The following is a 24,524-nucleotide window of genomic DNA, read 5'->3' on the forward strand; positions in this document are numbered from 1 at the left end:
TAGATACTTATTCATCGCTGGCGTGTTACAATAAATTGGAATACATAACCGCCGGAGGTATTAGAATGAGCGAATTTAAAGTCAAATCAGATATTGAGATTGCTCAAGAATCCGAACTGCTGCCAATTCAGAAAATAGCTGACAGAGTCGGGCTTTCTAGTGAAGACGTTGAATATTACGGCAAATATAAAGCAAAAATTTCTTATGAAAAAATTCGGGAACTGCAAAAGAATAAAGACGGCAAGGTTATCCTTGTTACGTCGATAAATCCTACCCCGGCTGGAGAAGGAAAGTCCACAGTGACAGTCGGGCTAGGCGATGCTCTGGCAAGACTCGGTAAGAAAACGATGATTGCTCTCCGCGAACCTTCTCTTGGGCCAACAATGGGGATAAAAGGGGGAGCAACTGGTGGAGGCTACGCACAGGTGCTTCCTATGGAAGATATTAATTTGCATTTTACAGGAGACCTCCATGCAATTACGACAGCGAATAACGCACTGGCCGCTCTTTTAGATAATCATATGCATCAAGGAAATGAACTTAATATAGATCCACGAAGAATTGTCTGGAAGCGGGCTGTTGATTTAAATGACCGAGCACTAAGGGAAATTGTAATCGGTCTTGGCGGGCCTATGCAAGGAGTCCCACGACAAGATGGTTTTGATATTACGGTTGCATCTGAAATTATGGCAGTTCTTTGTCTTTCAAGTGATTTAGAGGATTTAAAACATAGAATCGCTCGGATGGTCATTGCCTATACTTATGACAGGAAACCTGTGACTGTGAAGAATCTCGGAGTAGAGGGTGCCATTGCCCTTTTATTGAAAGATGCGTTAAAGCCTAATCTTGTTCAAACAATTGAACATACGCCTGCGATTGTTCATGGTGGACCATTCGCCAATATTGCACATGGCTGCAATAGCGTAATGGTCACGAAGACAGCGGCAAAGCTAGCAGATTATGTTGTAACAGAATCGGGTTTTGGGGCTGATCTCGGTGCGGAAAAATTTCTTCATATTAAATCGAGAAACGCGGGGTTACAACCAGAAGCAGTTGTCATTGTTGCAACAATTCGTGCTTTAAAAATGCATGGCGGCCTTGCCAAAAATGAATTGACTTTTGAAAACATTATGGCGCTTGAAAAGGGTCTGGAAAATTTAATGAAACATATTGAAACAGTTTCACATTTCGGACTTCCATATGTAGTTGCGATTAACCGTTTTTCAGCTGATACGGAATCGGAAATTACAGTTCTGCAAAAGTGGTGTGAAAGATATTCGATACCAGTTGCTTTAACAGAAGTTTGGGAAAAAGGCGGTAAAGGTGGACTGGAACTTGCTGAAAAGGTTTTACAAGAAATTGATCGAAATGAGCGTTCTTTTACTTACCTGTATGATATCCAAGCACCTATTGAAGAAAAAATTCGAACTATTGTCCAAAAGGTTTATGGCGGTAAAGATGTTGAGTTTTCAGTAAAGGCTCTGAAGCAGCTGAAAGACTTTGAACAATTCGGATGGGGGAATCTACCAATCTGCATGGCAAAGACTCAATATTCACTTTCAGATGATCCGAAAAAGCCCGGTCGTCCTGTTGATTTTATCATCCATGTACGCGAGTTGAAGCCAAAGCTTGGAGCCGGATTTATCGTTGCACTTACGGGAGAAATGATGACAATGCCAGGTCTTCCAAAAAATCCAGCTGCGTATGGGATGGATGTGGACGAAAAGGGAAGGGCAATAGGATTATTTTAACTTATTTTTGTATTATTTAATAAAGAATGGAATGGTTTATATTGAAGATTTTTTCTGCAGAAAAGATTACGAAGGCATATGGGGAAAAAAGATTGTTTGAGGATATTTCTTTTCATGTAAATGAAAGGGAAAGAATCGGTATTATCGGTGTGAACGGTACAGGCAAATCGAGCCTCCTTAAATTGGTAGCTGGTATGGAAGAAGCGGATTCGGGTACATTTACCCATCCAAAAGACTATAAAATTGCTTATTTACCCCAATCACCAGAGCTAAATGATTCATTGACAATTCTGGACCAAGTTTTTCAAAGTGATGCAGCAATCATAAGGCTGATCAAAGCGTATGAAGAAGCCCTCTTTCAATTGGAAAAAGACCCGGATAATACCTTAAATCAGCAAAATTTGTTTGATAAGCAAAAACAAATGGATGAAGAAAACGGCTGGGAAGCTAGCACGAATGCGAAAGTCATTTTAACAAAGCTTGGTTTAAACGATATGACACAAAAAATCGGTTTTTTATCAGGTGGACAAAAAAAGCGAGTGGCTCTTGCACAGGCTTTAATCGAAACACCTGATTTACTGCTACTTGATGAACCAACAAATCATCTAGATTTTCAAACGATTAAATGGCTCGAAAGTTATTTGGGGAAATATCCAAATGCAGTCATGGTCATCACTCATGATAGATACTTTCTTGATAATATTTCAACACGGATATTGGAGTTAGATCACGGAAGGTTGTATTCGTATCAAGGAAATTACCAATCATTTATCGAAGCAAAAGCATTGCGGGAAGACGAGGAACTGCAAGCGGAAGAAAAAAGAAGAAATATATATAGAAGAGAATTAGCTTGGATTAAACGAGGCGCGAAAGCGAGATCAACAAAGCAAAAAGCAAGAATTCAGCGTTTCAGTAAACTTGAAGACGAGATGGGGAAAGTTCCATCAAGGGAAGATGTTGATATTGCCCTACAAGGAAGTCGACTTGGGAAGCAAGTTTTTGAGCTGATCGATGCTGCAAAAAAATTCGATAGTCGAATCATTTTAAATCGCTTTAATTGGCTTGTAAAACCGGGTGATAGATACGGAATAGTTGGAAAGAATGGGAGCGGCAAATCCACTTTACTAAACATATTATCCGGAAACCTGCAATTAGATGGCGGAGAACTATTAACCGGACAGACGGTGAAGATTGCCTACTATACACAGGAAAACGACGAAATGGATGAAAACCAACGAATGATTGCTTATATCCGTGAAGCGGGGGAAGTCATTGAGACATCTAAAGGCGAGACAATTTCAGCAACCCAAATGCTGGAGCGGTTTTTATTTCCAACGAATACACATGGTACCGTAATAGGAAAGCTGTCTGGTGGGGAAAAACGTCGGCTATATTTATTAAAACTTTTAATGGGCAAGCCCAATGTCCTCCTTTTTGATGAACCTACAAATGATCTCGATACGGCCACTTTAACAGTACTAGAAAATTATATTGAAGAATTTCCTGGCGTAGTTATTTCAGTCTCACATGATCGGTATTTTTTAGATAAAACTGCAAACGAACTACTCGTTTTTCACGGCGAAGGAAAGATTGAGAAGTTTTATGGTACGTATACCGAATTCTTGGAAGCTGAAGAAGAAGAATTAAAAAACAATAAAATCATTGAAGAAAATAATAGCCCCTCTATGCCGAAAAAAGACATGAATACAAAGAAAAAAATGTCTTTTAATGAGCAAAGGGAATGGGAATCAATCGAAGTTAATATAGAACAAGCGGAAGAAAGATTAGAGACTCTACAACACGAACTTGAAGGTATTGGCAGTGATTTTGAAAAGGCACAGAAGATTATGGTCGAAATTGACAATATGAATGAGCACTTAGAAGAATTAATCTCACGTTGGTCATACTTGTCGGAGTTAGTTAATTAAAGTCCCATAACGTGGATTACAACTTGCCTATGGTACAATATCATTATTAGCCTCGCCCGAAGCTACGTATTTATGAAAGGTGGAGCAGTTATGAATATCAAAACGATCGAACCTACTCCCAGTCCTAATACAATGAAGATTATTTTAGATGAAGAATTACCGGCAGGGAGAAGTAATAATTATAAAAATGACCAAGCTGATGAAGCCCCGCCAATTATTAAAACGATTTTACAAATTGAGGGAGTAAAAGGTATTTACCATGTTGCTGACTTTTTAGCGGTGGAAAGAAATGGGAAATACAGCTGGGAAGAAATTCTTCCAAAGGTTAGAGAAGCCTTTGGAGAAGATGCAGAGACAATGACAACAACAGAAAATGAGCAGCCAGATGAACATTTTGGAGAAGTAAATGTTCAGATTCAAATGTTTAAAGATATTCCTCTTCAAGTTAAGTTGACAACCGGAAATGAAGAAAAAAGGTTTGGCTTGCCGGAACGATTTCAGGAAGCGATGGAAGCCGCACAACTAGAAAGCGATAATTACATTTTACTTAGGAAATGGAAAGATATGGGCGCCAGATATGGTGATTTAGAGGTTCTAGGAAATGAAATTATTGAGGAGCTTGGTGCAGCATACCCTAAGGAAAGGCTAGTATCGCTTGTCGAAAGAGCTCATAAGCCTCATGGTGAGGTAAATAAGACCAGAAAACAATTATTAAAACTTACTCCCGACATGCTGGAAGATCCTGATTGGAAAAAACGGTATCAATTGCTGGAGCAAATGGATAATCCCACTCTCGAAGATTTACCTGTTTTAGAAAAAGCTTTGACGGATGACAAAATGTCTATTCGCCGCTTGGCAGTTGTATATCTTGGCATGATTGAAGACGAGCGTGTATTGCCATTTTTATATAAGGGACTGCATGATAAAGTAGTTACTGTGAGAAGAACAGCGGGTGATTGTTTATCCGATCTTGGGTTTCCTGAAGCAATGAGCGAAATGAGTGAATCTCTTAAAGATAAGAGTAAAATTGTTCGCTGGAGAGCCGCGATGTTTTTATATGAAGTTGGCGATGCGAGTGTGTTGCCTGCATTAAAAGCTGCAGAAAATGATCCCGAATTTGAAGTTCAATTACAAATTAAAATGGCGATTGAACGAATTGAAGGCGGGGAAGAGGCTAAAGGTTCTGTTTGGAAGCAAATGACGGAGGCAAGGCAGAAAGATAAAGTGTAGACCCTCGGAATTTCGAGGCGTAAATCGGCCGAATTTCCAAAAGCTTACTTGTTTTTAAAAAAGGCCGTATTTGCAAACATTGTTGCTTTACCAAGTTAGTGCATGGTTGATTTCCGCTACAGTTGCTCGCTTTCCGCGGGGCGGGCGGTTTGTCCAGCTACAGCGCCTAGCCCCTCGAGGTCATAAGTCATATTACTTCGTGGCTGAAAGGCAAGCCACTATGTAATATGTCTTATGCTTGTCGGGGCTGGTCAAGGCGCTTTCGCTTTTCCAAGAGCCTCCTCGGCGTAAACGCCTGTGGGGTCTCACCTGTCCCGCTGATCCCGCAGGAGTCTCGCACTTTCGCTCCAATCAACCTTCAACAGATTTTGTTTTAAAGCAACAATCCCTTAGAAAAGAGCCTTAAAAAACATTAGGCCATTTAAGAGAAAATATGACCGTTAAGAATCGATCGTTCATCATCAGGCCAGCCGGGCATACTGGGAGCCCCGAAGCTATTTGAATATCGCTTTCGGTTCTGAAGTTTTTCTTGGTCCGAACGTTCAGATCAATGAAAGGTTCGATGTTTTTTTGGAGCCATAATTAACTTTCTTATAATTTGCGACTTGAGGCACCAATTCATCCAGCTATTCTGTGATACTGAGGGTTGGTTTAGCTAAGAGGTGCAGAAAGTAGGAACAGGCGCCTTCCATGAGAAAAAGAATATCTCAGTTGATTGGAGTGGAAGGCGGCGACTCCTGGGGGGATTAGCGTGACGGGTGAGACCCCGCAAGGCGCGAAGCGACTGAGGAGGCTCACCGCACGCCCCCCGGAAAGCGTCCGCCTGGAACGGAAGTCAACGGTGTTAGGCGGACGCATTATATGAAGATTATTTATCTCATTCAATATATAATCGGTAATTCTACAAATAAAAAGTGAACTATCCCCCTATTAAAAGTAGGCGGAGACAAAAAAATGGCACAAGAACATCGTGTACCACCTGACCCGGTAAATGCCGAGAGTCTAGTCTATAAGTGAATAAGGAGGAATACATATGTCAAATGCGTACGAAGAATATATGAAACAAATCGTCAAGCCAATGAGGGATGAGTTGATTCAGGCAAATTTCAAGGAATTAACTTCCGAAGAAGAAGTAGAGAGTTTCATGGATAGTGCAGACGGAACAACATTCGTTGTGGTCAATTCCGTTTGCGGTTGTGCTGCCGGGTTAGCAAGGCCCGCTGCAATCAATGCGATAGAGGAAAGCGATGCGAAGCCAGATCATCTTGTTACAGTATTTGCAGGCCAAGATAAAGAAGCTACTGCAAGTATGCGTGATTATTTTAAGGGATACGAGCCCTCATCTCCTTCAATGGCATTATTAAAAGGAAAAGAAGTTGTTCATTTTATACCTAGAGAAGATATAGAAGACAATGAAGTTGAGGAAATTGTTCGTAATTTATCAGAGGCATTTGCGAAATATTGTAAGTAATAATAAAAAAACTAAAGCTTTGGGCAACTGCCCAAAGCTTTAGTCTGCAATAGCTAAATAAACGAAGTAACCGATAATAACAAAACAGCCAATGCCAATTAGTAAACTCGTCAAGATGATAGCCCCCTTGTCAGTAGCATAATCCTATTATAACGTATTTAAATTTTATTTCCATTTTTAAAAGAACCGAAACTTTTCCTTAGCTGTTCCGTACAAATTAGTATAGAATAAATGAAAAGAATAAACAGAAGGGAAAAGCGGCAATGAAACTATGGCTACGGAAATCCTTAATCATTCTTGTATCAATCTTAACATTTGGAGCAGTTACCCCTTCACATGCTTTATGGTCTGAAAACCATGAACTTTCTAAATCACAGCAGCGTGGATCCGCACCAGATGAACCTTCTCGAAATCTGCCAGTCGAAACAGCTTTGCAAGCGGATACGAGACTAAAAAAGAACCAATTTATTGCAATGATGACAAATGAAGCAGAGCGACAATCAATAATGAAATTTGGACCGAAAATTTCAACTGTCATTGAAGATGAATTTCGTGAAGTGATTTTACCTAATATTGAAGCGGCTATAGAAATGACATCGTCCCAGTTTCCAGAAGAGGCATTAGCAAATCTTTCCATGACCGAAATGCCGGGGGGAGGCACAAGCGAGAAAATCTTCCATATTTTTAACGCCGAAACGAATAAAGATGTGATTCGTTTTCATGTTAGAAGAGATAAGCCACCTCTAGAGGGATACACTTTTAATTTTCATTACCATACTTATCATGATGATTTTCAGTCCCATTATACAATTGGCACGATTTATTGGGATAAAAATACGCCTCCTAATTGGCAGTCAGTATAAAAAGCAAGTGCGCCAGAAGCGTACTTGCTTTTTAATATAATTATTTGGAAATAATCTATCATTCTTCTACATTATAAACAATGATATAATTAAACATATTTTAATAATTATACTGGTTGTAATTTATTAATGTGAAGGATGCTGACGGTCATATGAAGAAATGGATTATTTTGCCGCTATTATTTATTATGGTATTATACGGATCAAGCTTTTCTAAAGCTACATATGAAGGTGTCCTTTTAAATGAAAGCGGTTTGTATCAACGTTTACAGCTTACATCCGGACAGCTTATTAAAGATATTGTTGTAGTGCCAGAAAGTGATTTTAATGAATATGAAGCTAGTAAAATTATTAATAGAATAGATCATTTACCAGTTTCAATTTTACAAGAAATAAAGAGAAACAAAATTAAGGTAGTTCTTTTTGAAGGGAAATTGACTGATAATGAGAGTGTCGCCCATTTAAAAGGCAGGAATCCAAGAGGCTATCCTGAAACGATCATATGGGATGATGTACCAGGTATTGGTGGCTCTAAACAAATATTTGTTAAAATAGGGAGCAGTGAAAAGGGAAAAGGCCATGGCTCTGTGAATCTTGAGTACCATGAAATTGCCCATTCCCTTCATCATTATGTGTATAACGATATAGATGTCGATATTAAATCCGTTTGGGAGCTAGAAGCACCGATATTATTTCCGGGTCAACATTATTTTCTAGATTATGAGGAAGAATATTTTGCTGAAAGCTTTGCGTATTACTTTTTTTCTCCGGAAACAAGAAATGAATTAAAGCAACATGCACCAAAAACGTATACATTATTAAGCAGATTATATTAATTGTTATATGAAACACTATATGAATTTATGGAAAGGTATATATTTCACGAGCACGATAGTATATGCCCCAGCTGCCCACTTAGGGTGGCTTTTTTATTTTTCGATTATATATCAGTTTAGCAAAAAAAGAAGGTAATTTAATATGGAAAGAGAATTAAATAGTTCAGGAGTTATTATATAGGCACTGTCGTTTTCGAAAGAATTTTTTGGGAAAATGAAGTTTAGTTTTAAATAATATAAGAGGGATGGTGAAAAATGACTAGTTTTATTAAAGTAGAAGGTTTGTATAAATCATTTGGTCAGCAAACGGTATTAGAAAATGTAAACTTCAGGGTGAAAAAAGGGGAAATAGTTGGGTTATTGGGCCCAAATGGGGCAGGAAAAACGACCTTTATCCGCATATTAAATGGCGTGATTAAACCGGAAAAAGGGTCAATCTTATTAAACGGAATGGATCCTGCATCACGGGGGGATGCAATTAGAAAAATATCCGGGATTGTGACGGAGAGTGCGGGGCTGTATCACCAGATGAGCGGAAAAGAGAACCTGGAATTATTCGCTGAATTATATGGAGTAACAGATAAGAATAGAGTGACAGAGCTTCTTGACCTGTTTGATTTAAACGAGCATCGGGATAAACCGGTGGGAAAGTATAGTACTGGAATGAAAAAGCGGTTGGCATTGGCTAAAGCGCTGTTGCATAAACCGGACATTTTGTTTTTGGATGAACCGACAAATGGATTGGATCCTGATGGAATTCGGATGGTCTTATCCTATTTGAAAAATTATAATCAGGAAACAGGGACCACAGTTATTATTTGTTCACATGTCCTGCATCAATTGGAGACAATCTGCGATTCTTTTGCTTTCATCGACAATGGGACGATAGCTGAACAAGGAACTTTAATAGAGTTAGAGGATAAGTATGTTCAACATGTCACGGTGAAAGTGAAGACGACATTTAAGCCAAAAGAAAAGCATTATTTAGGGTTCCCTTGCAGAGTGTTGGGAGAAAGCATCGTAGTTTTCGATCTGCCTACTAAAAATGATATCCCTCATTTGCTAATTGGCTTACTGAAGACGAATCCTGTTTATTCGGTTACAATCATGAACAATGATTTACAATCGATTTATTTCAAGGTCAGGGGGTATAAATAATGGGTACCTATATTAGTAAAGCTTTGATTAAAAAAGACCTTAAAGATATTTTTAGAAGTAAGACATTGCTGGTAACCATGATTATCATCCCGATTGTGTTTTCTGTTATTTTCCCTTCAGTTGTGTTGGGAGGTGCACTGCTATTTGATGCAGAAAAAATTGCCGGAGATGACGGACAGAAACTTATTGATGCTCTTCTCACCAGTACAAAGGGTGATGAGTTTGCTTCATATACACTCGAGCAGCAAATTATTTATATGTTCATTAATTTTATACTACCAACCTTATTTTTGCTCGTTCCGATTATTACAGCCATGACAGTGGCTGGTAATAGCTTTGTTGGAGAGAAGGAAAACCGAACGCTGGAAAGTTTATTATTTTCACCAATATCCATTAAAACGTTATTTCTGAGCAAGATATTAGCATCATTAATACCGCCATTATTTGTTTCTATCATCAGTTTTGTAGTTTGTGGAGTCATTATCAATTCTTTGGGGTATCCTTTGTTTGGCGAGTTGATCTTCCCATCAGGTAACTGGTTGGCGTTAATAACCTGTCTTTCTCCAATGGTTATCTTGCTTTCCGTGCTGCTGAATATCTTAATATCAGCTAGGGTGAGGACGTATCAGGAAGCCCAGAACCTTGGCGGGATTATCGTTCTACCTGTAATTGCAATGATGATTGGCCAGGTTAGTGGACTGTTTATACTGGGAGTTCAGTTAATTATCCTGATTTCAGTAGGAATATTAATTGTGAATCTGCTGTTATGGAGCACAATTTCAAAAAATAATGACAGGTATGTGTTATTTGAAAAGCAAATTCACTAAACATATAAGACTCCTTTTACAAAGGAGTCAGACTTTATACTTTTGGGTTATCAGGATAGTAACAATTTTTAATATTACTTATCTTTCTACCAATTCTAGTTTCTCACCATTCGGACCGTGAAAAAAGGCAATTTTAACATTATCATTCAAAATGCTTCGAGGTTCTTCATCTATTAATTTGACACCTGCTTCTTTAAAACGTATGAGTTCGGCTTCAATGTCATTAACAGTAAAGGCCAAGTGGTTCACGATTCCTTCGTTCTCAACCTGAACGCCAAAAACCAGTTCAATTTCTACACTTGGCTGCTCTGGAAAATATAAAAAGGCAAGCTCCACGGTGTCATTTAACCACTCTCTATTTCTTAATTTTAAACCAAGGATGTTTTGATAAAACGTTAAAGACTCCTCCATGTCATTGACCATAATTCCAACATGTTCCATTTTCACAATGCATTCCTCCCAACGGAAAATATATGTATCATACTTCTATATCATAGTCTATAATTGACTATTCCGATAGTGGGAAAATTCGAATTACAAATATCCTGGATTTTTTGGAATTAGTAGGGAGTATCGGTATAATAGAATAAATAACCTCCTCGCAAATTAACGAACACCTTCTACGAAAATTGCAATATTAGCTAAATGTGATCATCATACACTCCGCCATTCTAAAAGAGATAAGTGGACCCAAGAAAGATTTGATTTTATTATTCATTTGTTGAATAATAATGAAGTTCACTCCAATAATAAATCCGAACAAAATAATATTATAGAAGTTTTAGAGGAAAAGTTATTAAAATCAAAAAATGAAGCCCGAGCTGGATGGACGAGTTTCTTGTGCTAGAGATCGAAAATAAAACATTTAAACGTGCAATGAAGGATAAAGATCATGAGATATTTACAAAAAACAGAAAAAATAAAGAGTTAAAAGACAAAAATAATAAATTGGAGGACTATTAATGAAGAGTTATTTAGGGCTTTTAGAAGATGTTTTAGAGAACGGAGTAAGAAAGGAAGATCGGACAGGAACAGGAACAATATCTGTGTTTGGCCGCCAGCTTCGTTTTGATTTAAATAAAGGTTTTCCATTACTTACCACAAAACGAGTACCTTTTCGTTTAGTTGCAAGTGAGCTTTTATGGTTTTTGAATGGAGACACAAATATTCGGTATTTATTACAGCACAATAACAATATATGGAATGAATGGCCTTTTAAGAAATGGGTTGAGAGTGAAGAGTACCAAGGACCAGATATGACTGATTTTGGCATTAGAAGCCAAAAAGATGAGAAGTTTAACGAGATATACAAAAATGAAATGGAGAAGTTCAAAAATAGAATTCTAGAGGATGATGAATTCTCTAAGTTATATGGTGAACTAGGTCCTGTATATGGATCCCAATGGAGAAATTGGCAGACAAAAGATGGTAGTTTTGTAGATCAGATTAAAAATGTGGTTAATCAAATTAAACAAAATCCAGACTCAAGACGTTTGTTAGTTAATGCTTGGAATGCTGGAGAGGTTGATAATATGAAACTACCTCCTTGTCATTATGCTTTCCAGTTCTACGTTGCTGACGGTAAATTGTCTTGTATGTGGCAGCAAAGGTCAGTAGATACATTTCTTGGTCTTCCCTTTAATATAGCAAGTTATGCATTATTAACTCATATGGTTGCTCAGCAATGTAATCTAAAAGTAGGAGAGTTAATTTTCAATGGCGGAGATGTTCACCTTTACTCAAACCATATCGAGCAAGCTAAGGTTCAATTGTCTCGAGAAACTAAGGATCTGCCGGAGCTAAAGATTAATAGAAATCCAAAATCTATCTTCGATTATAAAGTAGAAGACTTCGAAATTCTTGACTATAGTCCGCATCCACATATAAAAGCAGAAGTTGCAGTTTAGACACTTTATAGTTAAAGAAAAGTCTCCTAAAAGTGATAAAGCTACCCTTCTTTTGGTGTACTTTAAAAATGACGTGTCATTATCGAACACGTCATTTTCTTTATTTAATAGAAGCTTCCTTAAACAGAGAAGAACTTTCTTAAGCTGAGAAAGAATAAACGAATGCATTACTATGAATACCTAAAATGTTTTCAAGACTTTTTTAGTTATCTTTGTTAGTATATTAATATAATTCAATGGTATATTTCTCAAGTATTAATTAAAATTTAAATTGATGAACCTTATTAAAGGAGTGGTAAGTATATGATCTCTTTTCTATGGGCGGAAGATGAAAATGGATTAATTGGTAAGAATAACGATTTACCTTGGCGTTTACCGGCTGATTTAAAATATTTTAAAGATACTACAATGGGACATCCGATTGTAATGGGGCGAAAAACTTACGAGTCGATAGGAAGGCCGCTTCCTGGACGGACGAATATTATTTTAACGCGATCTGCAGACTATAAAGCGGAAGGCTGCTTAGTTTTTCAGACCAAAGATCAGCTGGTAGAGTGGATTGACAGTCAGGAATCTGAAGTTTTTATTACGGGTGGAGCAGAAATTTTTCGTCTCTTTCTTGAAGAAGTAGACAGATTATATGTAACAAAAATATTTGCTTCTTTTGAAGGAAATACCTATTTTCCGGAAATTGACTGGGATAAATGGAAGCAAACCTCAAGTAAAACTGGACCAAAAAACGAAAAAAATCCCTATGACTATGAATTCCGAGTGTATGATCGAAAATAAGAAAAAAGCGAGCCGCATCGGGTTCGCTTTTCTTATTTCATACATAAAACAATATACAGAAATACATGCATGCACTGCCAGCGATGACAAACAAATGCCAAATGGCGTGTGAGTACGGCAGGTTTCGCCATATATAAAAAATTGCTCCAACTGAATATAGAAGACCACCCGTTAATAGCAGCGAAAAACCTGCTCCGCTTAGGTTGATATACAAAGGCTTAAGCGCAATGATCACAAGCCAACCCATGACTAAGTAGAAGATCGTCGAAAGGACTCTAAACCTATTTATTAAAAAAAATTTAAATGCAATTCCTGCAATTGCCAGTCCCCAAACTATTCCGAATAATGTCCAGCCAAGTACGCCATTTAAGGCTACGAGAACAAGAGGTGTATATGTCCCCGCTATTAGTAGGTAAATAGCCGAATGATCAAGGATTGCAAAGAGATTCTTTACTTTTGATGGTTTAAAACTATGGAGCATTGTTGAACACAAATAAAGAAGAAGCATAGAGACACCAAATATAGTAAAGCTGACAATTTGAAGTGCACTGCCGTTTTTAACTGCTGATACTATGAGTATAATCAACGCTGGAATACTAAGGAGAAAACCAATTCCATGAGTAATGGCATTAGCTAATTCTTCCTTCCAATTATACGTCTCGCCATCGGTATAATATGTAGTTTCCATACAACTCCCTCCATTCTCTACTCATTTATCATAGAACTATCAGCACATAATAGCAAATCTCACTTATGTGTAATAATGAGAGTAAACAGCTATTTTCTATCCTTCCGGTTTGGAAACCGTTATAATAAATATGAATCTTTTAAGGATGTGGCGAATTGAGCAAAATAAAAATTGTAACTGACTCTACATGTGAATTATCTAACGAAGATGTGAATAAATTAAACATACATGTTATTCCATTATCCATCTCCATAAATGGGGAAACATATTTAGACCGGGTGGATATTACACCAAAGGTTTTTATGGAGAAAATGAAGCAATCTGCTGAACTTCCGAAAAGTTCCCAGCCTGCTGTCGGTGAGTTTGTTAAGCTATATGACGAACTCGGAAAAGATGGTAGTCAAGTTCTATCTATACATATGACTGGCAAAATGAGTGGAACTGTGGAATCGGCTAGAACTGCAGCCGGAATGACACAAACAAAAGTAACTGTTATCGATTCATTATTCATTTCGAAAGCACTCGCTTATCAAGTAAGGGAAGCGGCCAATATGGCTAATAAAAGCCATTCCATGCATGAGATTGTCCATGCATTAGATCAAATCCGTTCTAACACTAAATTGTATGTAGTTGTGGATACACTGGAAAATTTAATGAAAGGCGGAAGAATTGGAAAGGCAAAAGCGTTGATCGGATCTCTCCTCAATATAAAGCCGATTGCGGTACTCGATGAAGGCGAACTTTCACCAGTAGCAAAAGTCCGCAGCCAGTCGCAGGTCATTAAATATCTAATTAAACAATTCACAGAAGATATAAAAGGAAAAACAATTAAAAGCGTCGCTGTTTCACATGCGGATGGACTGGAACTTGCTCAAATAGTCAAATCCAAAATCGAAGAACTAACGGGTTATGACAAAGTAGAAATTGATGAAACAACTCCTGTGGTAAGTACACATACTGGTCCTGGCGCTATTGGTTTTATGTACCATGTTGATTGAATGAGTTATAAATAAAGCTTTACTGCCATACAGCGTTTTTTTATTAGATCATTACCTCACATGTTATAATAATGTGAATTTACATTTGAGGGTGACACAATTGATGAAAAGATATATCTCATTGCTATTTTGTTTATTGCTTATTTTAGGAGGCTGTTCTGTACAATATGATAGGCAGGGCATTAGAAGCATTCATAGGGAAACAAAACAACTGCCTCCTGCCGATTTTATGCCGAAAAATATTACAATTGTTTCCGCAGGTGATTCATTAACACAGGGTGTCGGTGATATCCAAGAACTCGGGGGATATATTCCGTATTTAAAAAATAAAATGGAAAATAATAAATCCATTGGTACAGCCTTGTTTTATAACTTTGGTGTGAAAGGAAATAGAACTGATCAACTATTGGCACGTCTAAAGCAAGAACAAATAAAAACTGCAATTGAAGAAGCTGATTTAGTCGTCATTACGATAGGTGGAAATGACGTGATGCAAGTGTTCAAGGAAAATATAATGGGGCTTCATTTGAATAAGTTTGCTGAGGCAGAAACCGGGTATAGTGAAAGATTAACAGAAATAATTGAAACAATCCTTTTATATAACAATCAGGCTGAAATTATTCTTTTAGGAATATATAATCCATTTATCAAATGGTTCTCGGATCTTAAAGAGATGGAGACTGTCGTAAAAAGGTGGAACCATGCAAGCTATAATGTTGTGTCAAAATATGAAAATGCCCGCTTTGTACCAGTGGATGATATTTTTGAAAATAATGAAGAAAGTCTGCTCTATACCGATTATTTCCATCCTAATAATCGTGGGTATGAATTGATCGCTGAACGCATTTATGATTATTTGAAGGAAGAAGGTAAATTGCATACATTTTTAGAATAACAATGGGCTGTAAGGGAAGAGGTAGAATGAAGAATAAGAACACCTGGAAGATTCTTTTTATTGCGCTTTTAACGATCAATATTTTAATTGTCGTCAGTTTAGGAACATTGTTGTTTTTAGCGAGCGATCAAGAACGAGTTCCAGAAAGCAATCCTAACAGTAAAACAGTGTCTGAATTTTTTATTCGAACGGAAAAAGATGACCTAAATAAATTAATCAACCATTATATTGAAAAAGAAGGCTTAAATGGTCCAATCCATTACCAAGTATTATTGACGGATGAAGTAGAGCTTTACGGTGAAGTAAAAGTTTTTTCTGAAACGATGCAATTAAAAATGACGTTTGAACCAATAGCTCTTGATAATGGAGATCTTGTTCTCGAGCAAAAGACATTATCACTTGGTGGTGTAAAGCTGCCTGTATCTTATATCCTAAAATTTATCCGAGATGCCTATAAGTTTCCAGAGTGGGTTATCATTCAGCCAAATGACAAGCAAATATACGTTGCACTACAAAAAATGAGGCTTAATGGTGGAATTCGAGTGAGAACTGAGGAATTTAATTTAGCTGAAGACAGAATCTCAATGAAAATGCTTGTTCCAGTTAAATAATATTTGTTTTTTATAGGAGCTGTTCTAATGGAAACTGCAAATAACCATGAATTAGCCACCTTTGCTGGAGGTTGTTTTTGGTGTATGGTAAAGCCATTTGATGAATATCCAGGGATTGAAAAAATTGTTTCTGGTTATACAGGAGGCAAGACTGAAAATCCCACATATGAAGAGGTTTGTTCGGGGCAAACGGGTCATACAGAAGCAGTGCAAATAACATTTAATCCTGCTGTTTTTTCATATGAGCGCTTATTGGAAATATTTTGGATGCAAATAGATCCAACTGATGCCGGAGGTCAATTTTTTGACAGGGGAGTTTCCTATCGACCAGTCATTTTTTATCATAATGAGAAACAGAAGCAGTTAGCTGAAAAGTCAAAAATAGCTTTAAATGAAAGCAATCGCTTCTCTAGACCAATTATGGTATCCATTGAACCTGCGCAAACGTTCTATCCAGCGGAAGAATATCATCAAGATTTTTATCGGAAAAATCCTGAACGTTACAACTCATACCAAACAGGTTCAGGTAGAGCAGGTTTTATTCAAAAGTATTGGGGGGACAAGCATGGAAAAATCTGATTTGAAAGCAAAGCTCACTCCTATGCAATATCATGTAACACAAGACAATGGCACGGAGCCTCCATTTAAAAATGAATATTGGGATAATGAAGCTGAGGGAATATATGTAGATATTATTTCTGGAAAGCCACTTTTCAGTTCCAAAGATCAATATGACGCGGGATGTGGGTGGCCTAGTTTTACTAAACCAATCGAAGAATCCGAGTTAGTCGAGAAAAAGGACTTAAGCCATGGGATGATCCGGACTGAAGTACGCAGCAAAGATGCCGATGCTCATTTAGGACATGTTTTTCCGGACGGACCAGGCCCATCTAATTTAAGATATTGTATCAATTCAGCTGCCATGCGCTTTATTCCAAAAGAAAATTTGGAAAAAGAAGGATATAAGGAATATGTAAAATTTTTTTTATAACAAACATCATATGATTCTAGAAGGGCGGAAAGTAAATTGTTAAAAAAATTATTTGGTAAAAAAGAAGTAGCACCTAAAACGATTACGATCAATTCTCCTTTAACAGGAACTTTGACTTCACTTGAAGAAGTACCAGATCCAGTTTTTTCACAAAAGATGATGGGGGATGGTATGGCTGTTAAACCAGAAACTGGAACTGTTGTATCGCCTGTGGATGGAGATATAATCCAAGTTTTCCCGACAAAACATGCAATTGGCATTAAAGCTAAAAATGGTGCAGAATTATTAATCCATATCGGTCTGGAAACTGTAGGTATGAAAGGTGAAGGCTTTACGGCCTACGTTAAAGAAGGAGATAAAGTAAAGACTGGAGATAAACTTGTTGACTTCGACATGGGACTTGTAACTGAAAAAGCGGCAAGTACTATTACCCCGATCATCATTACAAATGGTGATGATGCCGCTTCTATTAATAAGCATCAAACAGGAAGTGTAACTGCAGGCGAATCGCCAATCATGGAAATTACAATGAAATAATTTACCTAGCACTCACATTATGTGGGTGCTTTTCTTATGTTACTAGGCATACGCACAATCGGCCCATCTACCACATACATAATATGGGAGCGAAGAGAAAAAGAATTGAGGAGTGAATAATATGTATGGTTATGGTGGCTACGGTTATGACGGCTGCTGTGGAGGATATGGTGGATATGGTGGATATGGTGGATGTGGTGGTGGCTTTGTAGGTAGTTTTGCGTTAATTATTGTATTGTTTATCCTGCTAGTCATCATTGGTGCATGTTGGTGTTAGCCAAATGAAGCTCTACCCCCTTGCATTCAAGGGGGTTTTTACATATTCAGAAATAATGAAAAAACGCATGAAAGCAGCATGCAGGCATACATTTGAAATAAGGAAAATGTTGAAACAGGAGGCGGTGGAATGCATCGATCTAATTTGATCAAACCTTTATTAGACAGTACCTATCCTGTAGCAACAAAGGGCGAAGGGATTTACTTGTACGATGATTCTGGGAAAAAATATATCGATGGCTGTTCTGGAGCCGTTACAGCGAATTTAGGCCATGGAAATGAGGTGATCATCGAGGCAATAAGTCAGCAATTAAAAAAAGTCGCCTTTACGTACCGCTCACAATTTACGAATGAACCGGCAGAAAAACTTGCCGAATTGCTTTGTAAAATGACTGGGGAATTATACCCTTGGACATTTCTAGTAAACAGTGGATCCGAAGCAATTGAAACGGCGATTAAATTAGCCATTCAGCATTGGCAAGAAAAAGGGAGGCCCCAAAAAAACAAAATTATCTCTCGTTGGATAAGCTACCATGGGATTACAAACGGAGCATTATCAGTCTCAGGTCATCCCATTAGGAGAGAAAAATTTTTAAATATGCTCGGAGAATCCTCGATGATTGAGGCGCCTTATTGTTATAGATGTCCATTCGGAAAGGCATTTCCGGAATGTGGTCTGCAATGTGCTAGGCAGCTGGATACTATCTTAGGAAGAATTGGCAGCGATCAAATCGCAGCTTTTATTGCAGAGCCAATTATTGGTGCAGCAGGAGCAGCGATTACTCCTCCTGAAGGATACTATGAATTAATTAAAGAGATTTGCGATCGCCACAATATTTTATTAATTTCTGACGAGGTCATGACCGGTTGCTTTAGAACAGGGAAAATGCTCGCAAGCGATCACTGGGAAGTAAGGCCGGATATCATTTGTCTAGGTAAAGGTCTTGGTGCAGGATATACTCCAATCGGGGCAGTCATTGTTACGGATGAAATAATTGATCCAATTTTGAAAGGTTCTAACATAATTATGAGTGGACACACAATGAGTGCGAACCCGCTTTCAGCAGCTGGAGCTCTAGCGGTTCTCGAAATATTATCTTCGGAGCAAAGCGTTGAGTCCATTACCGAAAAAATAACATATTTCCATAACTTAATAGACCAGCTTAAAGGTAAGTTCGATTTTATCGGGGACATAAGAGGAAAAGGGTTATTGATAGGGATAGAATTTGTTCAAAATAGAGCCTTGAAAACCCCTTATCCTAGAGGCGCACAATTTACAGAAACATTGATAAAAACAGCTAAAAATAATGGGCTTTTACTATATCCCGCATCATCGGGAACAGACGGGAGAAATGGTGATGCCATTATCCTCTCTCCACCCTTAATCACCACTGAAGACGAAATGGATGAGATGTATCGTTTGCTTGTGAAATCATTCGAGGCAATGGAAGCCACTTTAAGTAAAAAGGAGATGTTGCCTGATGGAAAGTCCATTCAGTAAAGTTTCTACCATTGAAGAGACTTTAGAACATTTCCATTGTGGTATGACGTTAATGTTTGGAGGGTTTGGCGGAGTCGGATCTCCACCTACGCTTATAAAGGCAATTCTCGACAGCGGAATAGACCGCTTATTTTTAATTGGAAACGATACGGGTTTTCCAGAGATCGGAATTGGTAAAATTGTTTCGGCAGGAAGGGCTCAGAAGTTAATCACTTCACATATTGGCTCAAATCCTTTCGCTGGTAAATTAATGGAGGAAGGAAAACTTGACGTAGAATTTTCGCCACAGGGTATATTGGCAGAGCGCATTCGGGCCGGAGGAGTTGGTTTGAAAGCAATCGTTACAGAAATAGGCGCGGATAATCCCATAATAAGGAAAGGTAAGCTGCAAACTATGATAGACGGATCCACATATTTAATTGAAACAGCCCTTACAGCAGATGTAAGTATTATTTATGCTGAAAAAGCGGATACAGCCGGTAATTTGCTATATGACAAAAGTGCTAGAAACACGAATCCCCTCGTTGCTATGGCGGGTAATTTTACAATAGTAGAAGCGAAGGAAATTGTCCCCGTGGGAAGCCTTTCACCTGAAGAAATAATTACACCTGGTATATTTGTGGACATGGTAGTCCAGTCGAAAGGGGTGGACTGGAAATGGGCATGGGAAACACAGTAAAACATTGGATGGCCAAAAGAGCAGCAGAAGAGATTAAGAATGGCATGGTTGTTAATCTTGGGATTGGACTTCCTTCTTTAGTACCTGATCATTTACCTTCAAATGTAAAAGTGATCTTTCATGCGGAGAATGGCATTTCCGGAATGGGCCCCAGCCCTACTCCTGGAAAGGAAGATGAAAACTTATGCAATGCTGGAGGGCTTCCCGTTACGATTCATCAGGGAGGATCCTATTTTGATACAACAATCGCATTTGGGATGATTCGAAAAGGCTTAATTGACCTTTCGATATTAGGAGCCCTTCAAGTAAGCTCCCGGGGAGATTTAGCGAATTGGATTGTACCGGGAAAGCGTGTGCCTGGAATAGGTGGGGCGATTGAACTTGCCGCAAAAACTAAAAAGCTCGCTGTTATGATGATGCATAGTGATAAAGAAGGGAGGAGTAAGCTTGTCAATGAATGCAGCTTGCCTTTAACATCACAAAGGTGTGTAGATTTAGTCATTACTGATCTCGGTGTTTTTTCCATCGAAGAAAACGGTTTGTTGCTTACAGATGTGTTTGTTCCCCACACTGTCGAAGAAATTATTAATCATACCGAGGCGAATATAAGGATCGCTCCGCAGCTTAGATGGATAGGGGGAGAAGTTGATGATTGAAGCCCAAAAACAAATCCATTTATGGTTAAAAGAAAACAAAGAACATGGAGTACGATTTCTGCAAAGGCTTGTACAGGAAAACAGCGTAAGAGGGAATGAAAATAAAGCCCAAGCAATCATTATTGAGAAATGTAGAGAACTAGGCTTGAGCCTTGATATATGGGAAATTAACCGGGATCAATTAAAACAGCATCCTTTTTTCTTTGCCAATAGAGAAGATTTTGCTGGCAATCCAAATGTAGCTGCAGTGTTAAGTGGAAGTGGCGGAGGCCGTTCACTTTTGCTCAACGGCCATATTGATGTTGTTCCTGAAGGAAATCTGTCCGATTGGACGATGGATCCATATAGCGGAAATATAAAGGACGGTAAATTATTCGGCCGTGGTGCATCAGATATGAAGGGTGGCACCGTTTCGTTACTTTTGGCTATAGAGGCACTGAAAAAACTTGGTATTCGTTTAAAAGGAGATTTGATTTTTCAAAGTGTTATCGAAGAAGAAAGTGGCGGCGCAGGCACATTATCAGCGGTCATAAGAGGTTATAAAGCGGATGGGGCAATTATTCCGGAACCAACTGATATGAAATTCTTTCCGAAACAACAAGGATCCATGTGGTTCAGGATTAACATTCAAGGAAAAGCTGCGCATGGAGGGACTAGATATCACGGTGTCAGCGCAATTGATAAAGCATATGAAGTAATTCATGTAATCAAAGAATTAGAAGCAAACCGGAATAAAAGAATAACAGATCCACTTTATGATGGTATACCCATTCCTATTCCGATTAATATCGGAAAAATATACAGCGGTACATGGCCATCATCTGTTCCGGATCTGGCCATCATTGAGGGTAGAATGGGTGTGGCTCCTGGTGAAAAAATGTTCAATGCGGAAAAAGAATTAGAGGGGGTATTGGAACAGCTTAAACAATCAGATCGGTGGTTTCGTGATTATCCTCCAAGCATCGAATGGTTTGGTGCACGCTGGCATCCTGCAGAAGTGGATCTTGACAATCCGCTCATTGAAACAACATCCTCTGTGTATAAAAAAGTCACAGGGCAATTGCCAATTATTGAAGCATCCCCATGGGGAACGGATGGTGGAATCCTGACGGAATGGGGTGATACTCCAGTCCTTGTATTCGGCCCTGGCGCAGCGGAGGCTGCACATCATACAGATGAATATATTGATCTCCAAGCTATTTTTGTAGCAGCTGAAGTCATCGCTCTTACAGCTATAGAATGGTGCGGGCTGGAAGGGGGACCCACCAGTGACCCAGGAAATGATTAGGCTTAAACGGCGCCATTTTCATGCATATTATTGGGAAGACCATTTAAATAAAAGATTGCGGATTGACGATTATTTGGGCGACATTAAAAAGATGGAAGCCGAGATATGGGCAATCGCAAAAAACATAAATGCGGAAAAAATTATTATTAAGTGCAGGCAAAAGGATATCTGTTTGTTACTTGGGCTAGGTTACATCCTCGAAGGATGGATAGATCATTATTTTCACGGTGATGATGCGGTTTTTATGGTGAAATATTTACATTCGGAAAGAAAGGAGAATGAGAATTGGAATAAAGAAGAGGAAATATTAAATGAAGTACTTCAGTCCAAAAGTAAAAAAACTGTAAGGACTAAATATGCGAAAGCGAGGAAGGCGAGCTATTCCGACTGTGAGCGTCTAGCTAATTTATATAAAAAGACATTTAAAGTTTATCCTGTACCAATTCATAATCCATTTTTTATAAAAGAAGAGATGGAAGGAGGGACAATTTATTATTATATAGAGGAAAATGGCGAAATCATTAGTGCGGCATCTGCAGAAATCAATAATAAATATAAAAATGCCGAATTAACAGATTGTGCTACAATGCCGGAATACCGGAAAGATGGCTTGATGAAAGTTTTACTTTCCGAGTTGGAAAAAGAACTATGTAATGAAGGGGTATTTACAAGCTATTCGCTTGCAAGAGCACTTTCATATGGGATGAATAAAGCGTTTTTTCAACTGGACTATCAATATCGTGGAAGGCTAACGAAAAACTGTTATATTTACGACAAACTTGAGAGCATGAATGTTTGGGTGAAAGATTTATCCTTTCAGTAAATTATATTGACATTAAACATATAGTAGAGCATAGAGGAAAAATTCTTATGGCCAGAAAAAGTGGCATCAACTGGAGGGATAAGGGTGGATTTTAACTTATATACACCGAAACGCCACTGGAAAGATATTGAGCTATGGAAAGATGTCCCAGACGAGAAGTGGAATGACTGGCTCTGGCAGTTGACACATACAATTAGGACATTAACCGATTTAAAAAAAGTTGTTCAGCTTACTCCCGAAGAAGAGGAAGGAGTGAAAATTTCTACCAAAACGATCCCACTTAATATCACTCCTTATTATGCATGGCTAATGAGTCATGATGATCCAAGCTGTCCGATAAGGATGCAATCTGTTCCACTCGCACAGGAACTGAACAAAACAAAATATGACTTGGAAGATCCTTTGCATGAAGATGAAGACTCACCCGTTCCAGGATTGACCCATCGCTACCCTGACAGAGTCCTATTCCTGGTAACGAACCAATGTTCTATGTATTGTCGATATTGTACCCGAAGGCGCTTTTCTGGACAAATCGGTATGGGCGTTCCAAAAAAACAAATGGATGCCGCTATTGAATATATTCGCAATACGCCAGCAGTTAGAGATGTACTCCTTTCTGGTGGTGATGGCCTTCTTATCAATGATCAAGTTCTTGAATATATACTGAAAAATCTGCGCTCAATCCCCCATGTAGAAATAATTAGAATAGGTACAAGAGCTCCCGTAGTATTTCCGCAAAGAATTACGGATAATTTGTGCAATATATTGCGTAAGTATCATCCTATTTGGCTTAACACTCATTTTAATACGTCTATCGAGATAACAAAAGAAGCGAAAAAAGCTTGTGAAAAATTGGCAGATGCCGGTGTTCCCGTCGGTAATCAAGCGGTCATTTTGGCAGGTATTAACGACAGTCTGCCAATTATGAAAAAATTAATGCATGATCTTGTTAAAATTCGCGTTCGACCGTATTATATTTATCAATGTGATTTGTCCGAAGGGATTGGTCATTTTCGAGCGCCTGTATCAAAAGGGCTAGAAATTATCGAAGGACTTCGCGGCCATACATCTGGATATGCAGTACCAACTTTTGTCGTTGACGCTCCCGGTGGAGGAGGGAAAATAGCTGTTCAGCCAAACAATATCATCTCGCAAAGTCCAGGAAAGGTGATCCTGAGAAACTATGAAGGAGTTATCGCAGCATATCCGGAACCAGAAAAATATGTGGCAGGAACAGCAGATTTATATTTTGCAAAAATATATCCAGATTTGAATAAATATGATTCTCAAACGGGGATTACCGGTTTATTTAACGAAAGTAAAAAAACAATTATTCCAGCTGATTTAGACAGATTAAAGCGGAGAAATGCCTTTCAGGAGGATCCTGATCATACTTCATTGAAAGACTTCCGTGAAAAGCGAGATCAATTAAAAGAAAAAAAATACAAAGCAGAGATTCAGAAGTCACTGTCTATAAAGAAGGGGAATGAAACATGAGCAGTGAGGGGGCTGTCGAGAAGAAATGTGAATGGTGCGATCATCAAACAACGATGATTGTAAACCGATCTGTTTTTTGGGAGCTGCCTGAAGGAACGCGTGCCATTGAAATTACCGATACTCCCACAATCTATTGCGAGAAGTGTTTGATGGAATATCAAAGCGAGAAAATGGTTAAGGAAATCGAAGATCAGCTATTTTTAATTGATCGTACAAAATTAAGTTCAAAAATAGACTACGAGAGTTTTATGTCACTGCCACGATTGTTAAAAAGAAATTACTTTGACTTTTCATAGTCGTATTTACGAAAATCTAACAATCCGC

Annotated in this window: 27 protein-coding genes; 25 read left to right on the forward strand and 2 right to left on the reverse strand. The window is 38.3% G+C overall.

Features of this window, described 5'->3' with window-relative positions:
* Window positions 1-65 precede the first annotated feature (65 nt).
* From KHA88_RS03710 to KHA88_RS03745, 8 genes are all read left to right on the forward strand, one after another.
* Window positions 66-1,751, forward strand: coding sequence for a formate--tetrahydrofolate ligase (locus KHA88_RS03710; protein ID WP_213121411.1), 1,686 nt, complete (start codon window positions 66-68; stop codon window positions 1,749-1,751).
* A gap of 41 nt (window positions 1,752-1,792) precedes the next feature.
* The gene (locus tag KHA88_RS03715) at window positions 1,793-3,679 is read left to right on the forward strand and encodes an ABC-F family ATP-binding cassette domain-containing protein (RefSeq protein WP_213106944.1); all 1,887 of its coding nucleotides are present in this window, start codon (window positions 1,793-1,795) and stop codon (window positions 3,677-3,679) included.
* Window positions 3,680-3,769: 90 nt separating this feature from the next.
* A complete protein-coding gene (locus tag KHA88_RS03720; protein ID WP_213121412.1) occupies window positions 3,770-4,909 on the forward strand; it encodes a conserved virulence factor C family protein in 1,140 nt (379 codons plus the stop codon).
* A 1,033-nt stretch (window positions 4,910-5,942) separates the two neighbouring features.
* Window positions 5,943-6,380, forward strand: a complete 438-nt coding sequence (locus tag KHA88_RS03725) for a BrxA/BrxB family bacilliredoxin (protein WP_213097105.1) — start codon at window positions 5,943-5,945, stop codon at window positions 6,378-6,380.
* A gap of 263 nt (window positions 6,381-6,643) precedes the next feature.
* A complete protein-coding gene (locus tag KHA88_RS03730; RefSeq protein ID WP_213106947.1) occupies window positions 6,644-7,243 on the forward strand; it encodes a YpjP family protein in 600 nt (199 codons plus the stop codon).
* A gap of 152 nt (window positions 7,244-7,395) precedes the next feature.
* Window positions 7,396-8,079, forward strand: coding sequence for an anthrax toxin lethal factor-related metalloendopeptidase (locus KHA88_RS03735; protein ID WP_213097103.1), 684 nt, complete (start codon window positions 7,396-7,398; stop codon window positions 8,077-8,079).
* A 255-nt stretch (window positions 8,080-8,334) separates the two neighbouring features.
* Window positions 8,335-9,237, forward strand: coding sequence for an ABC transporter ATP-binding protein (locus KHA88_RS03740; protein WP_213097102.1), 903 nt, complete (start codon window positions 8,335-8,337; stop codon window positions 9,235-9,237).
* Window positions 9,237-10,064: an ABC transporter permease subunit gene (locus tag KHA88_RS03745; RefSeq protein ID WP_213121413.1), complete on the forward strand. Its 828-nt coding sequence runs from the start codon at window positions 9,237-9,239 to the stop codon at window positions 10,062-10,064. Before KHA88_RS03740 ends, KHA88_RS03745 begins: the two co-directional genes overlap by 1 nt.
* Before the next feature lie 78 nt (window positions 10,065-10,142).
* Here KHA88_RS03745 and KHA88_RS03750 read toward each other — a convergent pair whose 3' ends face one another.
* Complete coding sequence (locus KHA88_RS03750; protein WP_213097855.1) at window positions 10,143-10,505, reverse strand: VOC family protein; 363 nt, start codon at window positions 10,503-10,505, stop codon at window positions 10,143-10,145.
* A 384-nt stretch (window positions 10,506-10,889) separates the two neighbouring features.
* Between KHA88_RS03750 and KHA88_RS03755 the strand changes: the two genes are divergently transcribed.
* The 3 genes from KHA88_RS03755 (at window position 10,890) to KHA88_RS03765 (ending at window position 12,760) form a co-directional block, all read left to right on the forward strand.
* Entirely contained in the window at window positions 10,890-11,027 is a 138-nt protein-coding gene (locus KHA88_RS03755) for a hypothetical protein (RefSeq protein WP_213097100.1), read from the forward strand.
* Window positions 11,027-11,971, forward strand: a complete 945-nt coding sequence (locus KHA88_RS03760; RefSeq protein WP_213121414.1) for a thymidylate synthase — start codon at window positions 11,027-11,029, stop codon at window positions 11,969-11,971. Before KHA88_RS03755 ends, KHA88_RS03760 begins: the two co-directional genes overlap by 1 nt.
* 303 nt (window positions 11,972-12,274) lie before the next feature.
* Window positions 12,275-12,760: a dihydrofolate reductase gene (locus tag KHA88_RS03765; protein ID WP_213121415.1), complete on the forward strand. Its 486-nt coding sequence runs from the start codon at window positions 12,275-12,277 to the stop codon at window positions 12,758-12,760.
* A gap of 37 nt (window positions 12,761-12,797) precedes the next feature.
* Here KHA88_RS03765 and trhA read toward each other — a convergent pair whose 3' ends face one another.
* The gene (gene trhA, locus KHA88_RS03770) at window positions 12,798-13,448 is read right to left on the reverse strand and encodes a PAQR family membrane homeostasis protein TrhA (protein ID WP_213121416.1); all 651 of its coding nucleotides are present in this window, start codon (window positions 13,446-13,448) and stop codon (window positions 12,798-12,800) included.
* Window positions 13,449-13,603: 155 nt separating this feature from the next.
* On the opposite strand from trhA, the gene KHA88_RS03775 reads away from it, so the two are divergent.
* The 14 genes from KHA88_RS03775 to KHA88_RS03840 all read left to right on the forward strand — a co-directional run bounded on the left by KHA88_RS03775 (window position 13,604) and on the right by KHA88_RS03840 (window position 24,496).
* Complete coding sequence (locus KHA88_RS03775; RefSeq protein WP_213097096.1) at window positions 13,604-14,446, forward strand: DegV family protein; 843 nt, start codon at window positions 13,604-13,606, stop codon at window positions 14,444-14,446.
* A 103-nt stretch (window positions 14,447-14,549) separates the two neighbouring features.
* Complete coding sequence (locus KHA88_RS03780) at window positions 14,550-15,341, forward strand: SGNH/GDSL hydrolase family protein (RefSeq protein ID WP_213097095.1); 792 nt, start codon at window positions 14,550-14,552, stop codon at window positions 15,339-15,341.
* A 26-nt stretch (window positions 15,342-15,367) separates the two neighbouring features.
* Entirely contained in the window at window positions 15,368-15,952 is a 585-nt protein-coding gene (locus KHA88_RS03785) for a YpmS family protein (protein WP_213097094.1), read from the forward strand.
* 27 nt (window positions 15,953-15,979) lie between these two features.
* On the forward strand, window positions 15,980-16,531 hold the full coding sequence (gene msrA, locus KHA88_RS03790) for a peptide-methionine (S)-S-oxide reductase MsrA (RefSeq protein WP_213121417.1): 552 nt from the start codon (window positions 15,980-15,982) through the stop codon (window positions 16,529-16,531).
* A complete protein-coding gene (msrB, locus tag KHA88_RS03795) occupies window positions 16,518-16,943 on the forward strand; it encodes a peptide-methionine (R)-S-oxide reductase MsrB (protein ID WP_213097092.1) in 426 nt (141 codons plus the stop codon). The genes msrA and msrB overlap by 14 nt, the downstream gene beginning before the upstream one ends.
* Window positions 16,944-16,979: 36 nt before the next feature.
* Window positions 16,980-17,480 (forward strand): PTS sugar transporter subunit IIA, encoded by a 501-nt coding sequence (locus KHA88_RS03800; RefSeq protein ID WP_213097091.1) that lies wholly within the window; start codon window positions 16,980-16,982, stop codon window positions 17,478-17,480.
* 121 nt (window positions 17,481-17,601) lie between these two features.
* Window positions 17,602-17,757, forward strand: coding sequence for a YjcZ family sporulation protein (locus KHA88_RS03805; RefSeq protein ID WP_213097090.1), 156 nt, complete (start codon window positions 17,602-17,604; stop codon window positions 17,755-17,757).
* A 129-nt stretch (window positions 17,758-17,886) separates the two neighbouring features.
* Window positions 17,887-19,257, forward strand: a complete 1,371-nt coding sequence (locus KHA88_RS03810) for an aspartate aminotransferase family protein (RefSeq protein WP_213097089.1) — start codon at window positions 17,887-17,889, stop codon at window positions 19,255-19,257.
* Window positions 19,238-19,936 carry a CoA transferase subunit A gene (locus KHA88_RS03815; RefSeq protein ID WP_213097088.1) on the forward strand — a complete coding sequence of 233 codons (699 nt, stop codon included), beginning with the start codon at window positions 19,238-19,240 and terminating at the stop codon, window positions 19,934-19,936. The genes KHA88_RS03810 and KHA88_RS03815 overlap by 20 nt, the downstream gene beginning before the upstream one ends.
* On the forward strand, window positions 19,915-20,592 hold the full coding sequence (locus KHA88_RS03820) for a 3-oxoacid CoA-transferase subunit B (RefSeq protein WP_213097087.1): 678 nt from the start codon (window positions 19,915-19,917) through the stop codon (window positions 20,590-20,592). The genes KHA88_RS03815 and KHA88_RS03820 overlap by 22 nt, the downstream gene beginning before the upstream one ends.
* Window positions 20,585-21,880, forward strand: coding sequence for a peptidase (locus tag KHA88_RS03825; RefSeq protein ID WP_213097086.1), 1,296 nt, complete (start codon window positions 20,585-20,587; stop codon window positions 21,878-21,880). The genes KHA88_RS03820 and KHA88_RS03825 overlap by 8 nt, the downstream gene beginning before the upstream one ends.
* On the forward strand, window positions 21,861-22,703 hold the full coding sequence (gene ablB / locus KHA88_RS03830; RefSeq protein ID WP_213097085.1) for a putative beta-lysine N-acetyltransferase: 843 nt from the start codon (window positions 21,861-21,863) through the stop codon (window positions 22,701-22,703). Before KHA88_RS03825 ends, ablB begins: the two co-directional genes overlap by 20 nt.
* Before the next feature lie 84 nt (window positions 22,704-22,787).
* Window positions 22,788-24,200 (forward strand): lysine 2,3-aminomutase, encoded by a 1,413-nt coding sequence (gene kamA, locus KHA88_RS03835; protein ID WP_213097084.1) that lies wholly within the window; start codon window positions 22,788-22,790, stop codon window positions 24,198-24,200.
* A complete protein-coding gene (locus KHA88_RS03840; RefSeq protein ID WP_213097083.1) occupies window positions 24,197-24,496 on the forward strand; it encodes a YokU family protein in 300 nt (99 codons plus the stop codon). Before kamA ends, KHA88_RS03840 begins: the two co-directional genes overlap by 4 nt.
* Window positions 24,497-24,524 lie beyond the last annotated feature (28 nt).

The sequence above is a fragment of the Lederbergia citrea genome (assembly GCF_018343525.1).
Classification (GTDB): Bacteria; Bacillota; Bacilli; order Bacillales; family Bacillaceae_C; genus Lederbergia; species Lederbergia citrea.

Bases quoted from the DNA above. Each gene is read 5' to 3' on its own strand.
- KHA88_RS03810 (WP_213097089.1), top strand. From the start codon at position 17,887: ATGCATCGATCTAATTTGATCAAACCTTTATTAGACAGTACCTATCCT.
- trhA (WP_213121416.1), bottom strand. From the start codon at position 13,448: ATGGAAACTACATATTATACCGATGGCGAGACGTATAATTGGAAGGAA.
- KHA88_RS03805 (WP_213097090.1), top strand. From the start codon at position 17,602: ATGTATGGTTATGGTGGCTACGGTTATGACGGCTGCTGTGGAGGATAT.
- KHA88_RS03760 (WP_213121414.1), top strand. From the start codon at position 11,027: ATGAAGAGTTATTTAGGGCTTTTAGAAGATGTTTTAGAGAACGGAGTA.
- KHA88_RS03815 (WP_213097088.1), top strand. From the start codon at position 19,238: ATGGAAAGTCCATTCAGTAAAGTTTCTACCATTGAAGAGACTTTAGAA.
- KHA88_RS03825 (WP_213097086.1), top strand. From the start codon at position 20,585: ATGATTGAAGCCCAAAAACAAATCCATTTATGGTTAAAAGAAAACAAA.
- KHA88_RS03730 (WP_213106947.1), top strand. From the start codon at position 6,644: ATGAAACTATGGCTACGGAAATCCTTAATCATTCTTGTATCAATCTTA.
- msrB (WP_213097092.1), top strand. From the start codon at position 16,518: ATGGAAAAATCTGATTTGAAAGCAAAGCTCACTCCTATGCAATATCAT.
- KHA88_RS03720 (WP_213121412.1), top strand. From the start codon at position 3,770: ATGAATATCAAAACGATCGAACCTACTCCCAGTCCTAATACAATGAAG.
- KHA88_RS03785 (WP_213097094.1), top strand. From the start codon at position 15,368: ATGAAGAATAAGAACACCTGGAAGATTCTTTTTATTGCGCTTTTAACG.
- KHA88_RS03780 (WP_213097095.1), top strand. From the start codon at position 14,550: ATGAAAAGATATATCTCATTGCTATTTTGTTTATTGCTTATTTTAGGA.
- KHA88_RS03755 (WP_213097100.1), top strand. From the start codon at position 10,890: ATGGACGAGTTTCTTGTGCTAGAGATCGAAAATAAAACATTTAAACGT.
- KHA88_RS03735 (WP_213097103.1), top strand. From the start codon at position 7,396: ATGAAGAAATGGATTATTTTGCCGCTATTATTTATTATGGTATTATAC.
- msrA (WP_213121417.1), top strand. From the start codon at position 15,980: ATGGAAACTGCAAATAACCATGAATTAGCCACCTTTGCTGGAGGTTGT.
- KHA88_RS03840 (WP_213097083.1), top strand. From the start codon at position 24,197: ATGAGCAGTGAGGGGGCTGTCGAGAAGAAATGTGAATGGTGCGATCAT.
- KHA88_RS03710 (WP_213121411.1), top strand. From the start codon at position 66: ATGAGCGAATTTAAAGTCAAATCAGATATTGAGATTGCTCAAGAATCC.
- KHA88_RS03765 (WP_213121415.1), top strand. From the start codon at position 12,275: ATGATCTCTTTTCTATGGGCGGAAGATGAAAATGGATTAATTGGTAAG.
- KHA88_RS03725 (WP_213097105.1), top strand. From the start codon at position 5,943: ATGTCAAATGCGTACGAAGAATATATGAAACAAATCGTCAAGCCAATG.
- KHA88_RS03820 (WP_213097087.1), top strand. From the start codon at position 19,915: ATGGGCATGGGAAACACAGTAAAACATTGGATGGCCAAAAGAGCAGCA.
- KHA88_RS03750 (WP_213097855.1), bottom strand. From the start codon at position 10,505: ATGGAACATGTTGGAATTATGGTCAATGACATGGAGGAGTCTTTAACG.
- KHA88_RS03745 (WP_213121413.1), top strand. From the start codon at position 9,237: ATGGGTACCTATATTAGTAAAGCTTTGATTAAAAAAGACCTTAAAGAT.
- KHA88_RS03740 (WP_213097102.1), top strand. From the start codon at position 8,335: ATGACTAGTTTTATTAAAGTAGAAGGTTTGTATAAATCATTTGGTCAG.